At 35.7% G+C, this 19187-nt stretch carries 11 protein-coding genes; 4 read left to right on the top strand and 7 right to left on the bottom strand.

Going from position 1 to position 19187, the window contains the following annotated elements:
* Nucleotides 1-142 precede the first annotated feature (142 nt).
* Entirely contained in the window at nt 143-10462 is a 10320-nt protein-coding gene (locus tag J3U71_RS03320; RefSeq protein ID WP_267392777.1) for an SLAP domain-containing protein, read from the top strand.
* Between the two features lie 85 nt (nt 10463-10547).
* Here the strand turns inward: J3U71_RS03320 and J3U71_RS03325 are convergent, their stop codons facing one another.
* The 3 genes from J3U71_RS03325 to rpsD all read right to left on the bottom strand — a co-directional run bounded on the left by J3U71_RS03325 (nt 10548) and on the right by rpsD (nt 13015).
* Nucleotides 10548-11864 (bottom strand): replication-associated recombination protein A, encoded by a 1317-nt coding sequence (locus J3U71_RS03325; RefSeq protein WP_267392776.1) that lies wholly within the window; start codon nt 11862-11864, stop codon nt 10548-10550.
* Nucleotides 11864-12334, bottom strand: a complete 471-nt coding sequence (locus J3U71_RS03330) for a YueI family protein (RefSeq protein ID WP_267392775.1) — start codon at nt 12332-12334, stop codon at nt 11864-11866. Before J3U71_RS03330 ends, J3U71_RS03325 begins: the two co-directional genes overlap by 1 nt.
* Before the next feature lie 69 nt (nt 12335-12403).
* The gene (gene rpsD, locus J3U71_RS03335) at nt 12404-13015 is read right to left on the bottom strand and encodes a 30S ribosomal protein S4 (RefSeq protein ID WP_103751508.1); all 612 of its coding nucleotides are present in this window, start codon (nt 13013-13015) and stop codon (nt 12404-12406) included.
* 426 nt (nt 13016-13441) lie between these two features.
* Here rpsD and ezrA point away from each other — a divergent pair, with 426 nt between their 5' ends.
* Nucleotides 13442-15157, top strand: a complete 1716-nt coding sequence (gene ezrA / locus J3U71_RS03340) for a septation ring formation regulator EzrA (RefSeq protein WP_267392774.1) — start codon at nt 13442-13444, stop codon at nt 15155-15157.
* Nucleotides 15158-15557: 400 nt separating this feature from the next.
* Here ezrA and J3U71_RS03345 read toward each other — a convergent pair whose 3' ends face one another.
* The 4 genes from J3U71_RS03345 to J3U71_RS03360 form a co-directional block, all read right to left on the bottom strand.
* Nucleotides 15558-16706, bottom strand: coding sequence for a tyrosine-type recombinase/integrase (locus J3U71_RS03345; RefSeq protein WP_267392773.1), 1149 nt, complete (start codon nt 16704-16706; stop codon nt 15558-15560).
* 6 nt (nt 16707-16712) lie between these two features.
* Complete coding sequence (locus J3U71_RS03350; RefSeq protein ID WP_267392772.1) at nt 16713-17021, bottom strand: hypothetical protein; 309 nt, start codon at nt 17019-17021, stop codon at nt 16713-16715.
* Nucleotides 17014-17265, bottom strand: coding sequence for a hypothetical protein (locus tag J3U71_RS03355; RefSeq protein ID WP_267392771.1), 252 nt, complete (start codon nt 17263-17265; stop codon nt 17014-17016). The genes J3U71_RS03350 and J3U71_RS03355 overlap by 8 nt, the downstream gene beginning before the upstream one ends.
* A 548-nt stretch (nt 17266-17813) precedes the next feature.
* Nucleotides 17814-18443, bottom strand: a complete 630-nt coding sequence (locus J3U71_RS03360; RefSeq protein WP_267392770.1) for a helix-turn-helix domain-containing protein — start codon at nt 18441-18443, stop codon at nt 17814-17816.
* A 152-nt stretch (nt 18444-18595) separates the two neighbouring features.
* Here J3U71_RS03360 and J3U71_RS03365 point away from each other — a divergent pair, with 152 nt between their 5' ends.
* Nucleotides 18596-18730 carry a hypothetical protein gene (locus J3U71_RS03365; protein ID WP_323848332.1) on the top strand — a complete coding sequence of 45 codons (135 nt, stop codon included), beginning with the start codon at nt 18596-18598 and terminating at the stop codon, nt 18728-18730.
* Nucleotides 18731-18899: 169 nt separating this feature from the next.
* Nucleotides 18900-19103 (top strand): hypothetical protein, encoded by a 204-nt coding sequence (locus J3U71_RS03370; RefSeq protein WP_267392769.1) that lies wholly within the window; start codon nt 18900-18902, stop codon nt 19101-19103.
* The last annotated feature ends 84 nt before the right edge of the window (nt 19104-19187 follow it).

Raw genomic sequence — 19187 nt, forward strand, 5'->3', positions numbered from 1 at the left:
AAAATAGGAAAAATAGGCCTATGATGATAATAATTTTGGCGTTATAATAACTACTTTTACTATAATCTTTTATAAAATATATTAAAAAAGCTTTAAAATTGACTTTAATAATTACAGATATTACGGTATAGATGTATAGGCTATGGTTAATAGAAAGGATATCTGTATGTTAGGTAAAAATAATTTTCAAGAACGATTGAAGCAAATGGAAATGCAAGATAAGCATGACCAGTATTCAATTCGCAAATTGAGTATTGGTGCAGTTTCTGTTTTATTAGGCTTTTCATTTTTCGGTATAAATGCTGAATCTGTTAAGGCAAGCGAAATTAGTCCTGAACAACAAACAAGTCAGGTTGCCACTGATTCGACTACCAAAACGGCAAATAATGTAGTAAAAGAAAATAATCATACTGACTTAAATGAAGAAAAAAGTAATAAGCCAGATTTAACAACATATTCTGGTTTAAGCTTGTTTTTTAAAGAAAGCAATGTAGATCAATCTTCAGCTTCTCAAACAAAGCAGAACAGTAAGGTGTCGAAAGTCACCCAAAAAGCTATTAATGATTCATCTGCTCCCAACCATGAAGAGACAGAAAAGAGCAATTCTTCTACTGAAGTGGCCGACTCTAAGGAAAATAATGATGCAAATGACAATGCTTCTGCTAACTCTGGAACTAGTAATAGTAACCAAAAGCAAGATAAGCAAAATAAAGGCGACCAAACTAATAATGATTTAGAGCAAAATAAGCTGCCAGATGATTCTTCCAATAAGCAACCGACTAAGCCGGCCAAACAACAACCTAAAGCTAACCAAAACCTAGGCTTGGTGGATATAATAGGTGATACACCGCAAGTAGAAGGCAATGTTGCTAAGGTATATAATTGGCGTCAATTTGTTAATGCTTATCAGCAAAAAAAGATTCCTGCTAATACGACGATTAACGAAATCGATATTATGAGTGATATTTCAGCTGACCAAGATAATGGCACTACTGGTTTTGATTTTACAGGAAGAAAATTGCTGATTAAATCGTCTGGTTTGGGTAGACACAAAATTGATTTTAAAGGCAACCATCCTAACTTAACTTCTGCTAATTCTCTAGACTTGACCTATGAAAATTTAGATTTATACAGTGCTGATTTCTTTGGTGTTATTGATACGGCTAATGTTGGTAATCAAAAAGAAGCCGTAATTACATTTAAAAACGTTCGTTTCCATGGTTCACAGATGGTTTATTCAAGTTCTAGAACGCACATCCATTTTGTGGGTGACCAAAACGTGGCGGAAACAATTCATTGCCCATATCCTGGTACTACTGCTTCCAATGGAGATAACCAGCAATTATTTGAGTTTACCAAATCTGATAACACAATTGATTTTGACGAAGGTAACTTTATCGGCAAAACAATTGCGGGTAACATCATTCAGATGGATGGTAGCAATAATACCGTCAACGTAGCTAAGGGTGCAACAGTCAACTTAGATCCTCGTGGTAATGCCGATGGTATTAATGCGACTAAAGCTAATCCAGCAGAAGGTACTGGAACTGTTTTTGCAATCGTAATGCGAGGCGATAAAGAAACGGTTAATGTTCAAGGCGATTTGAATATTAATATTGGTTCAGGTATCTTTTCAGATTACGATTACAAACAGGCTTCTGCCATTTATATTAATAAAACTACTAAGGGTAACACTTCCGCCTTTAATATTCTAAATGGCGGAAATGTCAAAATTAATACTAATGGTGATATTGCTGCTTTCAATAAGAGAAGAAATTTATTGTATGATGGTGGCGACATTAATATTCGACCAAGAGGTTCTTTAACTATCATTGGCCAGAACATGGGCGTATATAACGATACTTTGGTTCTGATTGAAGGAACTGCTACTGTTCAAAATGGTAGTTTTGAAGCTCGGCTAGAAGGAGCAGATACTGGTAGAAACGCAATTATCTTGGTGGATACTGGCCAGGGTGGTTCAATTATTGTTAATAACCCTCGTTCCTTAATATTGGATGCACATTTAAATAAGAATCCAGGAACCAGCATTATCGGGAACAATAAGATTTCAATTACTAACGTCCGCCAGGCACTTGATCTAGGTGACTTACTCAATGGGATTGGTCTTACGGGATCAATTGCGCTTCCGCCGTACCATGTTTTGCAGGTTCAAAAGGGTAATGACACACTCAACGTTAATAAAATTGAAATGTTGAATGGTAATACCAAGATTACATCTGATGATGTAAAAGAGTTAGAGAAAAAACCTGTTGTTTCAGCTATTTTAAACCAGATACCGTTCTTAAAGACAATTTTAGAAGATGCAGGTAAACAAAATTCAACTTTTGATACAGTCTTTGCTCAGGTAATTTCTAAGATTTTTGCCAATAGCTTACTTCCTGGATATAACAACGCTCGCTTTATTCCAGCTAATACAAGTGGTTTTTTAGACATAGATTCAACTAAAGTTAGTGTTGTCACCAATGAAGATGGCTCAAGAGAAGTCGTTGGTGCTCCTGGATCTGTGCTAAATTATCAAGAAAGCAAGGATGGACCCGAAAGTGATGGCTTATTCAATAAGATTCTTCCGGGCGGAACTGATGCCTATATTTTAGCTAGCCTAAAGAGCCCTAGTGGCAAAATAACTAGCTGGTTCCCGAAAAACGAACAAAATGGCAATATGATTGAGAGCCCATATGGTAAAACCGCAGACTCAGATGGAAGTCTTAAACAAAAGCAATTTGCTGCCAAAGTCAACAATGACGGTTCCTTTAGGTTAGTTTTACCGACATCAACTACAGCTAATCTTGATGAAAAAACTCAAATTTTATTGACACCGCATGCTAACTTCGTTGAATATGATCCGCTTGCTCTTGATGAAGGATCACGGCCAGTTGCAATTGACTTGAAAATTGCTTCATTAGCTAATGCGCAAAAAGAAGCGGCACAAGCAATCAAAGCAGCAATTACCCAAGCTAAAAATAATTTACCGGCAAGCCTAACTCCAGAGCAGGCTGCTGCTTTCAACCAAGCAATGGCCCAGGCAGATGCTTACACGAAACAACCAACCGAAAAGGGTTATGATGAAAATACTTCTGTATATGGGGTAAAAGATCATTTGTCCGTAAGTAGTAGGCAAAAGAAAGCGCTAGCAATAATTCAAGCGGCAATTGATACGGCTAATGCCCATGATAATTTACAAACCCAAAAGTCTAAGGCAATTGACGAATTACAATTATTAGCTAATGATCAGTCGGCTGCTTATCCATCAATTAAAGACAAAATTAACCAAGCGTTGGTAACTGCTACAAACAATATTAAGTCACCTACTACCACTGCAGATAATTTAGCTGACATTTTGGCTAGTGAAAAAGAGAATATTAACGGAGTCGTAAAATCTTATAAGAATAGTTTTAAACCAGAACTGAGTGAGTCGTTAAGGAGAGTTAAAGATGATTTAAAGACTGCAGGGGCAGATAGCAATTTAACTGAAACGCAACAAACTGCAATTAATGGATTGATTGATAGCCAAGAAATTATTGCGGTCAATGATGCTATCAAACAAGACGGTGCCATTGATCTAGCTCAAAATGAAGACCAAGTTAAGACTGCAGTTGAACAAGCCAAAGGTAATTTAAAATCAATTCAAGATAAAATTGCGGCTATAAAATTAGTTGAGCAAGAAGCCAATAAGCAAATTGAGCAGCACAGCCAAGATGCTAGTGAGATTAAGGACGCTTTAAATCAAGCTGTTAGTGCAATTCTTGCTGGTAATGATCACGATGGTTCTGCAGGAAGGGATGCTATTGCCAATGTCCATAATGAAAAGACACATGCCGCTGCTAAAATCGAAATAGCTAATGCTGCCAGTGCTGCTAAACTGAAATTGCAAAACAGTGGCTTAAACGTTGATGAACAGCAGAAGTACCTAAATGCAATTGATCAAGCTGTTTTAGTTGCGACTGCTCAAAAAGATTCTCCTTCTTTTGATGAAAATAAATCAATTTATGGTAGTAACAATGATCAAGAGATAGCAAATAAAGTTATGCAGGCCAAGAATCTCTTTGAAAAGGAAGTTGCTAAAGCTGAACTTGCCGCTTATGTTAATGAGATTGAGCAGGCATTAGAAACAACTACTGCTGAAAATGACAAAATTAGCACCGAGCAAAAAAATGGTACTGCCAATATAGATGCAGTAAGCGACAAGAATGAAGATGGTTCTATTGCTGATATTGCCGAAAAAGTTTCTGCAGCCAAAGCAACTGCAAAAGAAAATATTTTAAATGAAGTTAAAATTCTCGCAAAAAAGAGACTTGAGGACAAACGTGATACTGTCTTAGATAATATTAGAAATATTTCTGGTTTAACAAGTGAGAATATTGCTAATAACGAAAAAGAAGCTAATAACTTATTAACTTCACAAGACAAAACTGGCTATAGCGATTTAATTGACACTAGTCAAGACTTTAGTGAAATAAAGACGCATATTAGTGAAGGAATTAAAGCATTAGCAGATTTGCAAGCAGCTGCTAATGAAACTGCTCAGCGCAATAATGCCATCAGTAACGCCAATAATGCAATCGTTGCTAAGCAAAATGAAGTCAATAAAAAGATTGACGAGTTAGATGTTTTAAATGATCAAGAAAAGCAGAGCTTTAAAGATCAAATTGCTGCTGCAATTGTTAGTTACAATAAAGCGGTAGAAAAAACGCCAACTTCTGCTATCAGCAAGTTAGCAGATGCACTGGTTTCACAAATTGATAACATTCTTCAAGATGCAACTGGAAAAGTTTCTACCGAATTTAAGGCACAAAAAGAAGCTGCCTTATCTAGTATTAGTAAGCAGGCACAGGATGCTCGTGATCAAATCAGTAAAATTAGTGATGAGCAATTAAGTTCCACTAATAAAGAATATTATAATGATCTAATTAATCAAGCTGAACAGTTGGCAACAACCCAGATTAAGGCCGCACAAAATACTACAGATTTAAATGCGGCTGCAAATCAAGGAAAAGTTGATATTCAGGATGCTCTTACCAAGGCCTTAGTTGAGGCTGCAAGATTAGCAGCAATCAATGATTTGTTAACTACCAAAAAGAAAAATGTTGCAGTAATTGAGAAAGCTTCAACGGATCATAAGATAAGTAAGGAAAGTGCACAAAAATACATTGATTCAATTACGGGCTATTATGATAAGGCTGTTGGTCTAGTTAAAAATGATACCAGTATTGTTGACATCAATTCAGACAGTACGCTGGGTATTAATAGCATGAACAATGTTGCTAATAGTATTGCCGATGATGAAGAAGTTCAGCAACTAGCAAAGCATAAGCAAGATGCTTTGGCTGAACTTGACCGGTTGGCTAATTCTACAGTAGCCGAAATTAAGGCTAATGCCTCACTGTCTGGCGTAGAAAAAGATCAGTATGAAAGCCAAATTACAGATGCACTTTCTCAAGCTAAAATAGCAATTGAGGCTGAGACTGCTATTGACGGTATTGATCGCCAAAAAGATGTTGCTAAGGCAAAATTAGCTAATATTGGTACGACGGCAGCATTCCAAGGAGCTAAAGAGGAAGCTTGGAACAAGTTAAATACTGCTAAGAGCATTGTGACTGATCAAATTAATAAGCTTGATAGCATTGATCTTCCAACTAAGAATAAGTTTTTGAAAGAGGTTCAAGATAGCTATGATAAGTCATATGCTGCAATAAAGGACCCTAATCCGGAAACGATTGAGCAAATTAAACAAAGTGCCGATGATGGGGTAACAGAGCTTAAAAACATTGTTAGTGATGTCAATGTCGCTATTGCCATCAGTCAGCAGAACTTAAACAATCACGTTACCAAGGTAATTCAGGAAATTAATAATTCTAGCACTCTAACAGATGATGCTAAGAAAGAAACAATTGCAAAGATTGAAGATGCTTCGGCAACTGCAATCCAAAATATCGGAAAGGCTACTTCCGAACAAGATGCTAAAAAGGCGGAAACTGACGGAGAAAATGCAATTGATAAAATTGCTGCAGATAGTTTAGACCTTGCAGGCTTAAAAGAGCAGGCGAAAGCTTCAATCACAACAGCGGCTAATAGTGCTGAGAGCAATCTAAAAACTCAATATGATCAGTTTATTAAAGACTATAATGATTTTATTCAAAATAATCCTAATTTGACTACTGCTGAAAAAGCAGCAATTAAAGAAGATTATGATAATGCAAGTAGTGCTTACGAAAAAGCGACAAGTAGCGGACAGTTAATCGATACTGCATTAACAACTGCTACGACAAAAATTGATAAAGCTAAGAATAAGTCTGAAGTAAGCGATGCATTAGTTGATGGCAACCATCAAATTACAACTATTGAACAAGAAACATCACTAGCAATCATTAAGGCACAGGCAAAACTTAATATCAGAAAGGCCAGCGCTGATGCCCATACTAAATTAACAGATGAAAAAGATATAGCTGCTTTAAACGATGTGGTTAACCAAGGTTTGGCTAACATTGATGCTGAAACTGATGCTGGACTTGTTGCTAAAGATGAAAAAAATGCGATTAATGGCATTAACAACGTTATTTCGATTGCTAATTCTGAAAATACTAAGAAACAGCGAGAAGCCGCTTTAAATGAATTGGCTGCTATTTTGAATGGTGATCCTGAAACTGGCACGGAAGGAATTCTTAAGCAAATTGCTGATCTTTTAGATGAGAATGGAAAACAGGGATTAACTCCAGAACAAGTAGCTGCTTTCCAGCAAAAAGCACAAAATGCTTATGATACTGCAAAAGGTATTATTAGTGGTGCTGATGCAAAAGATATTGCCGGTTTAAAGGCAGAAGCAATCGCAAACATTAATCAAACATTGATAGATGCTAAGTTGCAAGTTGCTAAAAATAAGGCAATAACTGAGCTCAATAACATTGCCGAGAAGACGCGCGATAATGCTCCCAAGGAAAAGGATGCAATTGAGCAGAGCCTAAAAGATGCAATAGCAACTATCAATCAAGCCACTGATGTCAATTCGGTTGATGCTGCTAAGTCAGCTGGTGAGAAGGCGCTTAACGGTATTGTAGCCCAAGCCAAAGATTCGGCACTGAAAAATGAAAAAGTGGCAGCTAGGGATGACCTGACTAAACAGGCCGGTAAACTCAAAGATCAAATTAGTCAATCGTGGCAAAATCATTTGATTGATCAAACACAATATGATCGCTTAACCAATCAAGTTAACGAAGCACTTACAGCTATCAATTTGGCTCTTGATGGTGCAGGCAGTATTGATGAAGTAAGGCTTGCTAAAGGAAATGGGCAGACAAGTTTAGATCAGATTAAGACAGATCTTGATCAATCTGAAGCGTTAAACAAGGCCCTGAGTGATTTGGATAAGGCAAGTCAGAATGCATATCAAATCGTTGATCAGGTGGCAGCTCAAATTGGTAAGACCCCTGAAGAAATTAGTCAAATAGCTAATACAATGAAGGGTCTGATTGACAAGGAACACGATAAGGCAGTTAACGATGTCAAGACGGCTCAAACCGGCGTAAAGCCAATTTCAACCATGAAGCAAATTGTTAAAGATGCCCAAGATGCTGTTACCAATTTGACTGATGGCTTCCAGCAGAAAAATGAGTTGATTGGCGAGTTAAATAAACATGCGGATGAAATTAAAGCAGCGCTGTCTGATCCGAGTTCCAAACTTGATCCACTTCAAATTACAGCTGGTGAAAATAAGATTGATCAGGCACTGCAAAATGGTATTTCTGCTATTCTAAAAGCAGATAAGACTGCTGATTTGCAATCATTAAAAGATAATGCAATTACAGCAATCGATAATGCTAAATTACCAAGTGATCTCTTGACTGAGAAGAACACTGCAATTGCAGCGATTAATGATTATGCCGCTCAAGCTAAGAAGATCATCGATCAAAATCAAAAATCTGATGAAAATCCGAATGGTTTGGCAAAAGAATTGATTGATTCGCTAAAAGATCAGGTTGAACATGCTAGAAAGAAGACCATTGATCAGATTAATAACGTTAACTTAACTGCCTTAACTCCAGATAGTTTGAATGACGCCAAAGCTAATATTAGTGCAGCTTTAAACGGTAGTGTACCTGAAGGACAAGCTCCTGATTTTGGTAAAAAGGGAATTGACGTTATTGTTAATTTGACGAAACAAAAAGCGGGAGTTGTACAGGCAAAGCAAGAAGCAATTGCCAAGCTTGAAAATGAAAGAGCTGCTGCTTTAACTGCTATTATTAATTCTAAACTGTTGCCAGATGAGCAAATACCATTTAAGAATAAAGTGCAACAATTATATGACAGCAGTAAGCAAGCTATTAATGATCTTACTGATTCAGATGAACAGGAAGTTAAGAAGAAGGCAGATGACATAATTGCTAATGCTGGTTTGGCTGATTTAATATCGCAGGCAAAACAGCAAGGCAATAAGTCAACTGCTCTGCGTGACCTTGTTTCTAAAAAGGCCAAAGCATCTAAAATTATTAATGCTTCTCAACTATCGCCGGATGATAAAAAGGATGCATTAGCAGAAATTGACCAACTATTTACTGCTGCTAGTGATAAGGTTAATGAAGGTAAAGAAATACCAGAAGATGTTGGTAAGGAAATTGATGAATTATGGCAAAGTGGTCATATGCCAAATGACTGGTTCGCCAAAGCAAAAGAAAATGCTCTGAATGGATCAGATCAGATTGGCGGCTTGCAAACCGAATTTAATAAATTGACTGATGAGCAGCGTAATAATGAAGCTTATAAACAATATCTTGCAGATATCAATGACAGTATTAGTGCATTTGGTCAAGCTAATACGATGGAAAACATCAATGACGCTTACGACAAAGGAATGACCGCAATTAACAAGCTAAATGCACAGGAAGAGATTTCACGGAATCTTGAACGCGCTAAAAATGAAATTAACTCTCATCAAAGCTTGAGTCAGCAGGATAAGGATGAGTTAATCAAGAAAGTAAACGATTATGCAAAAAGCAGCCGGAATGAGATTGATAACATTGTGGCTCCAGTCGGCGATACTACAGGTAAAGCTGAGCAGATTAAATCTGCAATTGATAATTTTAAAGCCAACATTGAAAGTTATATCAATCAAGCTAAGATCCTTGCCAAAAACAATGCAGACCAAGAAATCAAGGAGACATATCAACATGCATTAGAGCAACTGAATGAAAAGTTTGGTTCACACGTAGTTACTGCAGCTACTGCTAAAGCAAATAACAATCATGAACATGTAACAGGTGACACACCTGAAGCAATCGAGGCTGATAAGCTAACTGCAATTAAGGAAATAGCTGATGCAGCAATTACGGACGCAATCAGTAGTGCACAAAAAGTTGTGGCTGAACTCAAGCATAAGGACGGATCTGATTATTCGGCTGCTGACAAGGCAATTCTTACTAAGGAAATTGCTAAGCAAGGAAAAACTTTAACTGATAATCTTGCTTCGATATCCGATCCTGAGCAAATTAAAGCACTAATTACGCAAGCAGTTAGTCATTTATCCTTAATTAGTTCTGACCCTAAGACTATTTCTGAGATTTTGCAAAACAATTATCCAAAAGATAGCAATATTAGTAATCCAGTTGTTAATCCAATAACTAATCCGGATAATAAGAATCCTGAAAATAAGACAGAAGAAGTAATGTTAATGCACAATGCATACTTGTATAATGCTAATGGTCAGCGTGATAATCAAATTATTTTAGGTGCTGGCTCAATCGTTACCAGTCATGGCATTACCCGAATTAATGGCCGCGATTTCTACATTTTGGTAGATCAAGGTGCAAAGCAGAAGAAGTATTACTTAGCTGTTGGTAATGTGCAATCTACTAGCCGGATTTTACGTCATAATGCCTTTGTCTATAATAAGCATGGCAAACGAATTATGAGTGCAGGTATCCGTTATAAGGGCAAGCAAATTAAAACTTACGGCTCTCAAGTTACAATTAAAGGTAAGAAATACTATATTATTGCCCATAACCGCTATGTCAAAGCAGCAAATGTTGGCAGTAAATTTATTCAAAATGCTCAAACGACTAGTGTTGCCGCATCCAGCGCTTTAACTAGCCAAAATATCATTGAAAAAAGAGTTATGCATAATTCATATCTGTATGATCAAAGTGGTATTCGAGCTAACAGATTAATTGTTTTGGCAGGCTCAAAGCTTAATTTTGAAAAACAAACGACTATCAATGGTCGTCCATTCTATCGTTTGAGTGATGGCTTGTATATTGCTGCCAACAATATTGATGGTCAAAGTGTTGGCTTAAAGCACAATGCATATATTTATAATCAACACGGAGAGCGTCAAACTAGAAGAATGCTAAGAAAGAATCAGCAGATAAGAGTTTATGGTGATCCAATCAAGATTAATGGTCACAAATATTATATTTGCGATATCAATAAATTCGTGAAAGCTGCTAACTTCTAGTTTTAAATAAGCGATAAAAAAAGAAGTCGTAAACCGATAAAGTCGGTTTACGACTTCTTTGTATTATAAAAATGCATGACTGGGCTTAATTATGAGACTTTTTACGTAATCCTTCGTCTTGCATTTGTCGTAAAATCTCGTATTGCTTTTTAAGGGCTTTTTCTATTTTTGAATTTCCTTTGGGCGCAAAATATTGTTTACCAGTTAATTTGTCTGGCAGGTATTGCTGAGCCACCCAGTCGCCGGAGTATGAATGCGGGTATACATAGCCAGTGCCATGTCCTAATTTTTTTGCTCCAGAATAGTGTGCATCTTTTAAATCATCAGGGATACTGCCGTAATCAGTACTTCGAACATCGTTTAAAGCGGAATCAATTGCGCTAATCGCACTATTACTTTTGGGCGATAACGACAATTCAATAACCGCACTGGCAAGAGGTATTCTGGCTTCGGGAAAGCCTAAACTTTGCGCAGCTTGAATGGCTGTAATGGCATGTTGGGCAGCAGCGGGGTTAGCAAGACCAATATCTTCATAGGCAATTACGCTAAGCCGGCGGCAGATTGAGATTAAATCACCAGATTCAATTAAACGCGCTAAATAATGTAAAGCAGCGTCCGTATCAGAGCCGCGAATTGATTTCTGGAAAGCTGAAACTAAATCATAGTGACCATCACCATGAGCATCAAAATTTTGACTACGCATTTGAATTGAATTAGCCATCTCGTCTTGATTAATAGTAAAACCTTTTTCGGGATCTTTTTTAGCCATAATGAGTTCTTGCTTTGTAGAACGCACAGCTAATTCAAGTCCATTCAGGGTAGAACGAAGGTCGCCATTTCCTTTTTGAATTAATAATTGCTTGGCATCTGCAGTTAGCTTAACTTTATATTTGCCTAAGCCTTCGGTCTGATCGCTTAATGCACGGTCAATTGCTTTAGCAACATCAGTTTCAGCAAGCGGCTTAAGTTCAAAAATTTGGCAACGTGACCTAATGGCAGGCGAAATTGAGATATAAGGATTTTCAGTTGTAGCACCAATCAAAATGACTTGACCGGATTCTAATAATGGTAAAAGAAAATCCTGCTTAACTTTGTCTAAACGATGAATTTCATCGAGCAGGAGGATTACTGTTCCGCTCATTTTACCTTCAGCTGCAACTTGTTCAAGCTGTTTTTTACTATCAGTTGCTGCATTAAGTTTACGAAAAGCGTATTTGGTTGAACCAGCAATTGCACTAGCGATACTTGTTTTACCTATGCCTGGTGGCCCATAAAGAATCATTGAGGAAAGAAGTTTGGCTTCAACCATTCGGCGAATTAACTTGCCGGGCCCGATTAAATGTTGTTGTCCCACAACTTCATCTAAGTTTTGTGGTCGCATTCGATATGCTAAAGGTTTCATTATTTGTCTCCATGAAAAATCCGTTTCCAAAAACCGACTTTTTTAGGTTTAGTTGGTTGGCTCAGCTCCGTTTTAGGTATTTCTGGTGGATAAACTTGCGCAATTTCGATTCGCATTTTATTAATTGCTGTTTGCGCAACTACCAAAATCGCCGTATCATCTGGGCCAGTTTTAGCAGTTTCGTCACTGACAATGGTAAATGGAATGTTATTTTGACTGCATTGGGTTTCTACTTGACTTAAAAAGTCATCATTTACATTGCAGTTAATTAAAAGTGAATATTTAAGATAGTCCTGAAAGTGAGCTGAAAATAGGTCAGTTAATTTTTTATTTTCAACTTCCGCATTTGTCATTCTGACAAAAACCCGCTCACGTAGTGATCCTAAAAATTGCCGGCGTTCATCAGGCTTTGTTTGGGGGGTGATTCCTTGTGCTGCATTGGCAACTCTGGTATTTAAATCATCGGACATTGTTTGCTTGTTCCTTTCGAGTAACAAAAAACCCTTTCCATGTAGGAAAGGGGATTTGCGGATAAAAAATTAAAGTAACTTGTTGTAGTATTCAACAACTAAAGCTTCATTAATTTCTGGTTCCATTTCGTCACGTTCTGGAAGACGTACAAGTGAACCTTCCAATTTGTTGTCATCAAATGAAACAAATGATGGACGGGATGCAGCTGCTTCAAGTGCATCTTTAACTTGTTGTAAGTTCTTTGACTTTTCCTTAAGGCCAATAACTTGACCAACTTTAACTTCGTAAGATGGAATGTCAACACGTTTGCCATCAACAGTAATATGACCGTGGTTTACTAATTGTCTAGCTTGTTCTCTAGTAGTAGCTAAGCCTAGACGGTAAACAAGACTGTCTAAACGGCATTCAAGTAAAATCATGAAGTTAGTACCGTGCTCACCTTCACGGATTTTACCAGCGCGCTTGAACAAAGTTCTAAATTGACGCTCGTTTAAGCCGTACATCCAGCGCAACTTTTGCTTTTCGTGAAGCTGCTCACCGTATTCTGACAAACGACCACGTGAATTAGGACCGTGTTGACCAGGAGCATAGTTACGACGGCTAAGTTCCTTACCAGTACCTGAAAGTGAAATACCTAATCTTCTTGAACGTTTCCAACTTGGACCTGTATATCTTGACATAAAATCCTCCAATAAAATCTGATAACAGTTTTTGGAGTAAAATATTACGTATAAGTTCAACATTCGTGCATCTTAATTTTCATTTTCGCCTGTTGCAGCGTCGGTTACTCGTTCACTTAAACGTATTAAGATGTTGACGTTCTTGTCACTTATAGCTGCAAATATTTTACAACCCTTACATTATAGCGAGCTGTTCCTACTAAATCAAGAAAAAAGTTAAATGAATACTAATTCTGTAGTAAAGTCGTAAGTACTAAATTTTTACTTGTAACGAAAATAATCGCAAAAAACTATTATATAGGTAAATTTTAGTAAAGAATTAGCTCTGATAATTCATGAACTAGATACTTCTGGCACTTCTTAAGATCAGGTTCCCACACTGGTAAAGAAGTTTGGTATAATTGGAAGTAGTTTTGGAGGAAAAATATGTCATCAACTCAGTCAATTATTGTAATAATTGCAATTTTAATCATCATTCTAATTATAGCATTTATGCTCATCGTTAATCGGAAGCAGCTGCGGGAAATAATTGAGCTTGACGACTTGATTACCAAGATTGAGAAAATGAACTTGGACGCAGACATTATCAAGCTGGATAAAATGGACCTTGCGGGAGAGAGTTTAACGACATTAACTACTTGGCGCAAAAATTATGATCAAACCACAACGAAGAAGATTCCAGAAGTACAGGATTTGATTGAAAAAGCTGCTGAACAAAATGGTCATTATCAGCTTTTTAAGGCTAGGAAAAACATCAATCAGGCTCAGGAAATTATGAGACCGACTTTTGATGATGCAAAAAATACTAAGGAAGTATTTAATGAACTCCTTGAATCAAACCGCGAAAATCAGATGCTACTTAATGATCTAAATAAAAATTACCAGGATATGCGCAAGCAGGTTTTAGCTGATTCCTTTGAATATGGTCAAGCATTAGACCAAATTGAAAGTGATCTGTCTGCAATAGAAGGTGACTTTACCGAAGCCAAAAGTCTAACTGCACAAGGTGATCAAGTTGAAGCAAAACGAGTCCTGTCAAAAATCAAGGTTGCATTAACTGGTGTGAAAACTAAATTACCAGAAATCAGAAAGGCTCGTCATGAACTTGATACGGTTTTCCAGGATCAACTACGGGAAATTTCTGATTCATACAAAAAAATGATGTCGTCTAAGTATTACATTACCAAGATTGATATTCTAGCAGAAATTAAAAAAGTGCGAACTGAAGTTGATGATGCGCGTAAGTTGTTACAAGATCTAAAAATCGATGAACTTAATAAGAAGATTAGTAAAATTCAAAAAGAAATTGCCAACTTATACGATGTCTTAGCGAGGGAATACAAGGCTCGTCCTTTTGTTGAGGAAAATCAGGACAAAATTCAGCGCCTTCTTTCTCATGAACAAGTTGAATCGAAAAAATTAGTTGAGAAGTTGCGTCATATTGATGAAAGTTACGAGTTAACTCACGGTGAATTAGCTGAAAGTCGGCAGTTAGAGCAAGAAGTAAATAATATGAATCATCAGTATACAGTTGACACTCAAAATATTGCTGATGGAAAGGGAGTCTATTCCGCTATTAAGGCTTCTTGGTTAAGTATGCTTGAACGTCTGCGCGAAATTGCTGATAAGCAAACCAAGATGGGACAAGATGTTGATGGCTTATATGATTCCGAAAATGTTGCCAACGACTCAGTCAATCGCTTTAAGCAGGAAGTTTCATTAGTATATCGCCGCTTGGAGCGAACAAATCTACCAGGTAACCCTGATACTTTTGTTCAAATGTACACTTTGGTAGTAAATGAGATTGGCCATGTTGCCAAGGAACTTAGCGAAGTAAGAATCAATATGGAAAAAATTTCTAATGAATTAATTCAGATTTCAGATGACGTTGAACGTTTGAAAAGAGAAGCGGATGATATCATTAATTGTGCCGATTTAGTAGAGCTGACCTTGCAGTATTCTAATAAGTATTCAAACAATGAAGCAGTCAAAAAGGCGCAAACTAAGGCAATGGAATTGTATAGCCAAGAATTTAATTACAAAGATGCTCTTGACACCATTGCCACTGCTCTTGAAAAAGTGGAGCCAGGATCATATCAACGCTTAGAAAATGCGTATTATTCAGATAAGAAAAATAACTAACCTTAAATTCGAAAAAGTACTGTATCAATGGCAAAATACGGTACTTTTTTGTTGTCAAAGTAAAATTTTTGAACTATTCACAAAAATAGTGTTACTATTTTAGAGCAATTTTCCATCTAATATTAAGGAAGCAGTGGTTCTTTCTTACTTATCACTGCAAAAAGAGAATTATAATTTCCTTATCTAAATTGCAATTGAAGCGTTGGAGCTTTTAAGTTACAATTTATTAGTTAACAATAGCTATTTAGAGCTTTTTGAGGGGGAGTAAAGTTTGTGATTTATTTTGACAATAGTGCAAATAATTTTGTAAATGCTTATAAATAAAGGCTTTTATGGGCAAAATAACTTAAACGGGAACACAAAAGGGACAAACTAAAACCAGTTCTTAATTGAACTGGTTTTAAAATTTTAAATTTTTTATTTTATCGTCATATGTTTTATGAGTTTGTTCTGTAATATGCAGATAGATTTGACGTGTGATACCTTCACTAGAATGGCCAATTCGCTCTGAAATAATACTTAAGGGAAATCCTAGCTCGGCTAATTTAGAAACGTGTGTATGACGGAAAATATGCGATGTGACGTTCTTTTTTATTTTGACATGCGGACGCATTCTTAACAGAAAAGTTTCTGCTGATCGACTTACAATAACTTTATGATTTGTTGAATTGGTAAAAAGGAAATCATTAGAAGTTTTATTTTTAGAATTTCTATGATAAATATCAACAGCCTGGTTTGGTAAAGCGATGGTTCTTCGACTTGTTGCAGTTTTCGGGGTGTCTTGCTTAACTTCGCTATGTCCAACAACAGAAATCATTGTACCTGTGACACTTGCATACCAAGTATTTTGCTTAAGATAAATATTTTTTAGCTGAATAGCGCATGCTTCACCGATTCTCATACCAGTAAGATAAAGCCACAGAAATAGGTCCGCATATACTTTTTTATGCTTGGTCAAACAATAATCTATAATGATTTTTACTTCATCATCAGTTAAATACCAATTTTCTATACGATAACGCTTTTTAGCCTTTTCATCTTTATAATTAATTTTAACATCATTTATAATATTATTTTGAACGTAGCCAAATTGTTTAGCATAATCAAATATTTTTGAAATGACATTAAAATAAATACGTGCAGTGCTGTTCGATAAATTATCTTTGTAAAGTAAGTCGTTAAAAAATTTATTAATTTGAACCGTAGTGATATTGGAAATAATCTTATCACCAAATTTTTGGTTAATAAGGTTAAGCGTAGATTCATAGCTTCGAACAGTTTTATACGCTAATCCTTGCTTTTCCCATTGATCCTTTAATTTTGGTGTTAGCTCATTAAAGGTGATAGGAGTGTACGAATATTGTTCTAATTGTTCTTCAACTTTTTTCTTAACAGCTTTTTCAGCTTGATTTCGAGCAAATGTAGTATTCTTAGTAATCGTGATTGATTTTTTTTTAATTCCTTTAAAAGAAGAATCACGGTAGCGAATCGAATATTTAAATTTGCCATTATCAAGCGGTGTAACTTGCGGCGAATAATATTTAACCATTACTCCTCACATAATCGGTAAGTAGGTTTTTAGGAACATAGTAAAGTAAATACCAAACTTGCAAAATAAACAAGCAAAGATACCAATTTTAATTAGCCACAAAATTATTGTGCCTAAACAGCTTGAGTCTGTGGCAGCAATGCCTGATCTTATAAGTGATGGAGCGGACGGATTATTGCGATCCTCTCTGGTAAAGCCCTCGTCATATTCGCCTTTAATTCTTAGAATTATGCTATGAATAATCAAGTAAACGTAACCACCTAGGAGTACGCCCCAGAATATCATAGGTAAAATTATATGATACCAATTATTCATGATGGTGCGCCCAATTAAACGTTGTTGGTTTCACAGTAATAGATTCTGCTTCTTTAAAAGATACTTGCTTCATTTCAGCTAGATCATTCTTGTAATGATCATAAGATTCTTCCGTATCGCCCCTATCAAATACACATATCATGCTGGATAGCTCCATAGATACATTATCATACATTTTGCTCATTAATGCACTGGAGGTATCTTCATAATCATATGCACTATCTATAAAATATTGCTTTGTCATTAGTATTACTCCTTTATTTATTTAATATCTACTGACAATTCCACCATAAATCTTTGATCATACAGTCATAAGAACAATAATTATCATCATCATTAAAATCGTTATAGTAGACTTTATCAGTGTTTTAAGTATTTTACCACAAACAATAGCCACACCTGAAACAATCCTCTTCATATCGTGCCTGTTCTATTATATCATCTGTAATAATTTCGCCATTATCAATATCAATTAATTCTGGTAATTGTTTTAATTCTCGATTTACTAGTTTAAAACCGAATGATTTAGATGCAAGTAATTACTCTTGAATTGTCAAAGGTGGTTTTAACGATTTTATTTTACTTTGTCCTTTTTAATTAATCTATCAATGTCGCTACTCATTTTTCCTTCTTACTTAAAAATCGCCTAATGTTTAATGTCGCTTATGTGTTGGACAGAAAAATAAGCGTTTTTAAATTTTTATTCCATGATCACCATTTTATTTAAATCGTTTTTCGTTTTCTACTAAAAATGCTGCAGGTTAAGCGATATAGTCATGTCAGATGGAAGAACTAATTAACTTTGCGACGTATTTCCAACACTTTTCCTAAAATTTTTCCAGGATTTTCTTTATTCAAAATAATTGGTGAAAATCCGTCTACATTATCAGGCATCAATATTATTTGATCTTTCACGTGTTTTACACGCTTTAACGTTGCTGATTCATCATCGTCTACTAAAACAGCAGCTATTTCACCATCTTCTACAGTTGATTGTTGCTTAACTAGAACAATATCGCCATCTTTTAAAGTTGGCTCCATAGACTCGCCCTTACATCTTAGTCCAAAGACAATATCATCTTTAGTTCCTGTATCAAAGTACATAGGTATATAGCCTTCTATATTTTGATCTGCAAGAATTGGAGTTCCACAAGCAATAGTTCCTACTAGAGGCACATGACGTAATCGACTTTCATCAATAATACTTGCATCTTTTAGAACTGGGAAAAAATAATTGATATTTATATTAAATTTTTGAGCAATCTTAAAAAGGATATCTTGATTAGCTTTTCTACTACCAGTTTCATATCTTGCAACATTTACTCTTGATGTACCGATTTTGTCTGCAAAGGTTTGTTGATCCATACCATGAGACTCACGCAATTTTTTAATCTGAGATCCAATATATTTAGACAAATCCATATTTTTAACCCCTCTTTTTCTAAAGCATATTATAGTATACATTTTTCCAAAATGGAACAAAATTGAAAAAAAGCAAAAAAACAAGTTGTAAGTGTTCCAAAAAGGATATATACTTTAATTGTTCCAAAGAGGAACAGAAAGGAGGTGGGAATATGCAACTGCTTTTGTATGGTTTAAAGAAAAATAAAAATAAACTTACACAAAAAGATATTGCTCAATATTTAGGCATTAGCACAAAATCATATCGCGACAAGGAAAAAAGGCAAGCAAGAATTCACTCAAGATGAAATGTTCAAATTATCAAATTTTTTTAAGAAGCCAATAGATAAAATTTTTTTGCCTAGATAGTTCCAATTTGGAACTGGTAAATTAAAAACATAGATTTTAAATCAGAAAAATGAAAAAAATCAGAGTTTATAGCGTTGATGAGGTAACTGGCTAATTATGGAACTCTTGTTGTCAAAAAAAGAAATAATGAAGAGATACCACTACAAAAATACGACGTTTTACGAACGTAGAAATGAATGCTTACTTTCAGAATATAGTGATGCTGTGATTTTGGACGGATTACGACACACTTTGATTAAAGCAGATCGTTGGCAAGAATTTATAGAAAATAGAAGCGAAAAGAAAAAACGCGAATTAATGGGTTTGGAATAATGAAATGGATAGTTTTATACAACTTCCTGTTTCAGCTATTTCAGGATGTTTTTTAATATATTCTTCCCCAATAGCACGATACAT

The organism is Lactobacillus sp. B4015, from assembly GCF_026536055.1.
Taxonomy (GTDB): domain Bacteria; phylum Bacillota; class Bacilli; order Lactobacillales; family Lactobacillaceae; genus Lactobacillus; species Lactobacillus panisapium.

Excerpts from the sequence above, each read along its gene's own strand:
- J3U71_RS03345 (WP_267392773.1), bottom strand. The coding sequence starts at position 16,706 with ATGGTTAAATATTATTCGCCGCAAGTTACACCGCTTGATAATGGCAAA.
- ezrA (WP_267392774.1), top strand. The coding sequence starts at position 13,442 with ATGTCATCAACTCAGTCAATTATTGTAATAATTGCAATTTTAATCATC.
- J3U71_RS03350 (WP_267392772.1), bottom strand. The coding sequence starts at position 17,021 with ATGAATAATTGGTATCATATAATTTTACCTATGATATTCTGGGGCGTA.
- J3U71_RS03325 (WP_267392776.1), bottom strand. The coding sequence starts at position 11,864 with ATGAAACCTTTAGCATATCGAATGCGACCACAAAACTTAGATGAAGTT.
- J3U71_RS03360 (WP_267392770.1), bottom strand. The coding sequence starts at position 18,443 with ATGGATTTGTCTAAATATATTGGATCTCAGATTAAAAAATTGCGTGAG.
- J3U71_RS03320 (WP_267392777.1), top strand. The coding sequence starts at position 143 with ATGGTTAATAGAAAGGATATCTGTATGTTAGGTAAAAATAATTTTCAA.
- J3U71_RS03355 (WP_267392771.1), bottom strand. The coding sequence starts at position 17,265 with ATGACAAAGCAATATTTTATAGATAGTGCATATGATTATGAAGATACC.
- J3U71_RS03365 (WP_323848332.1), top strand. The coding sequence starts at position 18,596 with ATGCAACTGCTTTTGTATGGTTTAAAGAAAAATAAAAATAAACTTACA.
- J3U71_RS03330 (WP_267392775.1), bottom strand. The coding sequence starts at position 12,334 with ATGTCCGATGATTTAAATACCAGAGTTGCCAATGCAGCACAAGGAATC.
- rpsD (WP_103751508.1), bottom strand. The coding sequence starts at position 13,015 with ATGTCAAGATATACAGGTCCAAGTTGGAAACGTTCAAGAAGATTAGGT.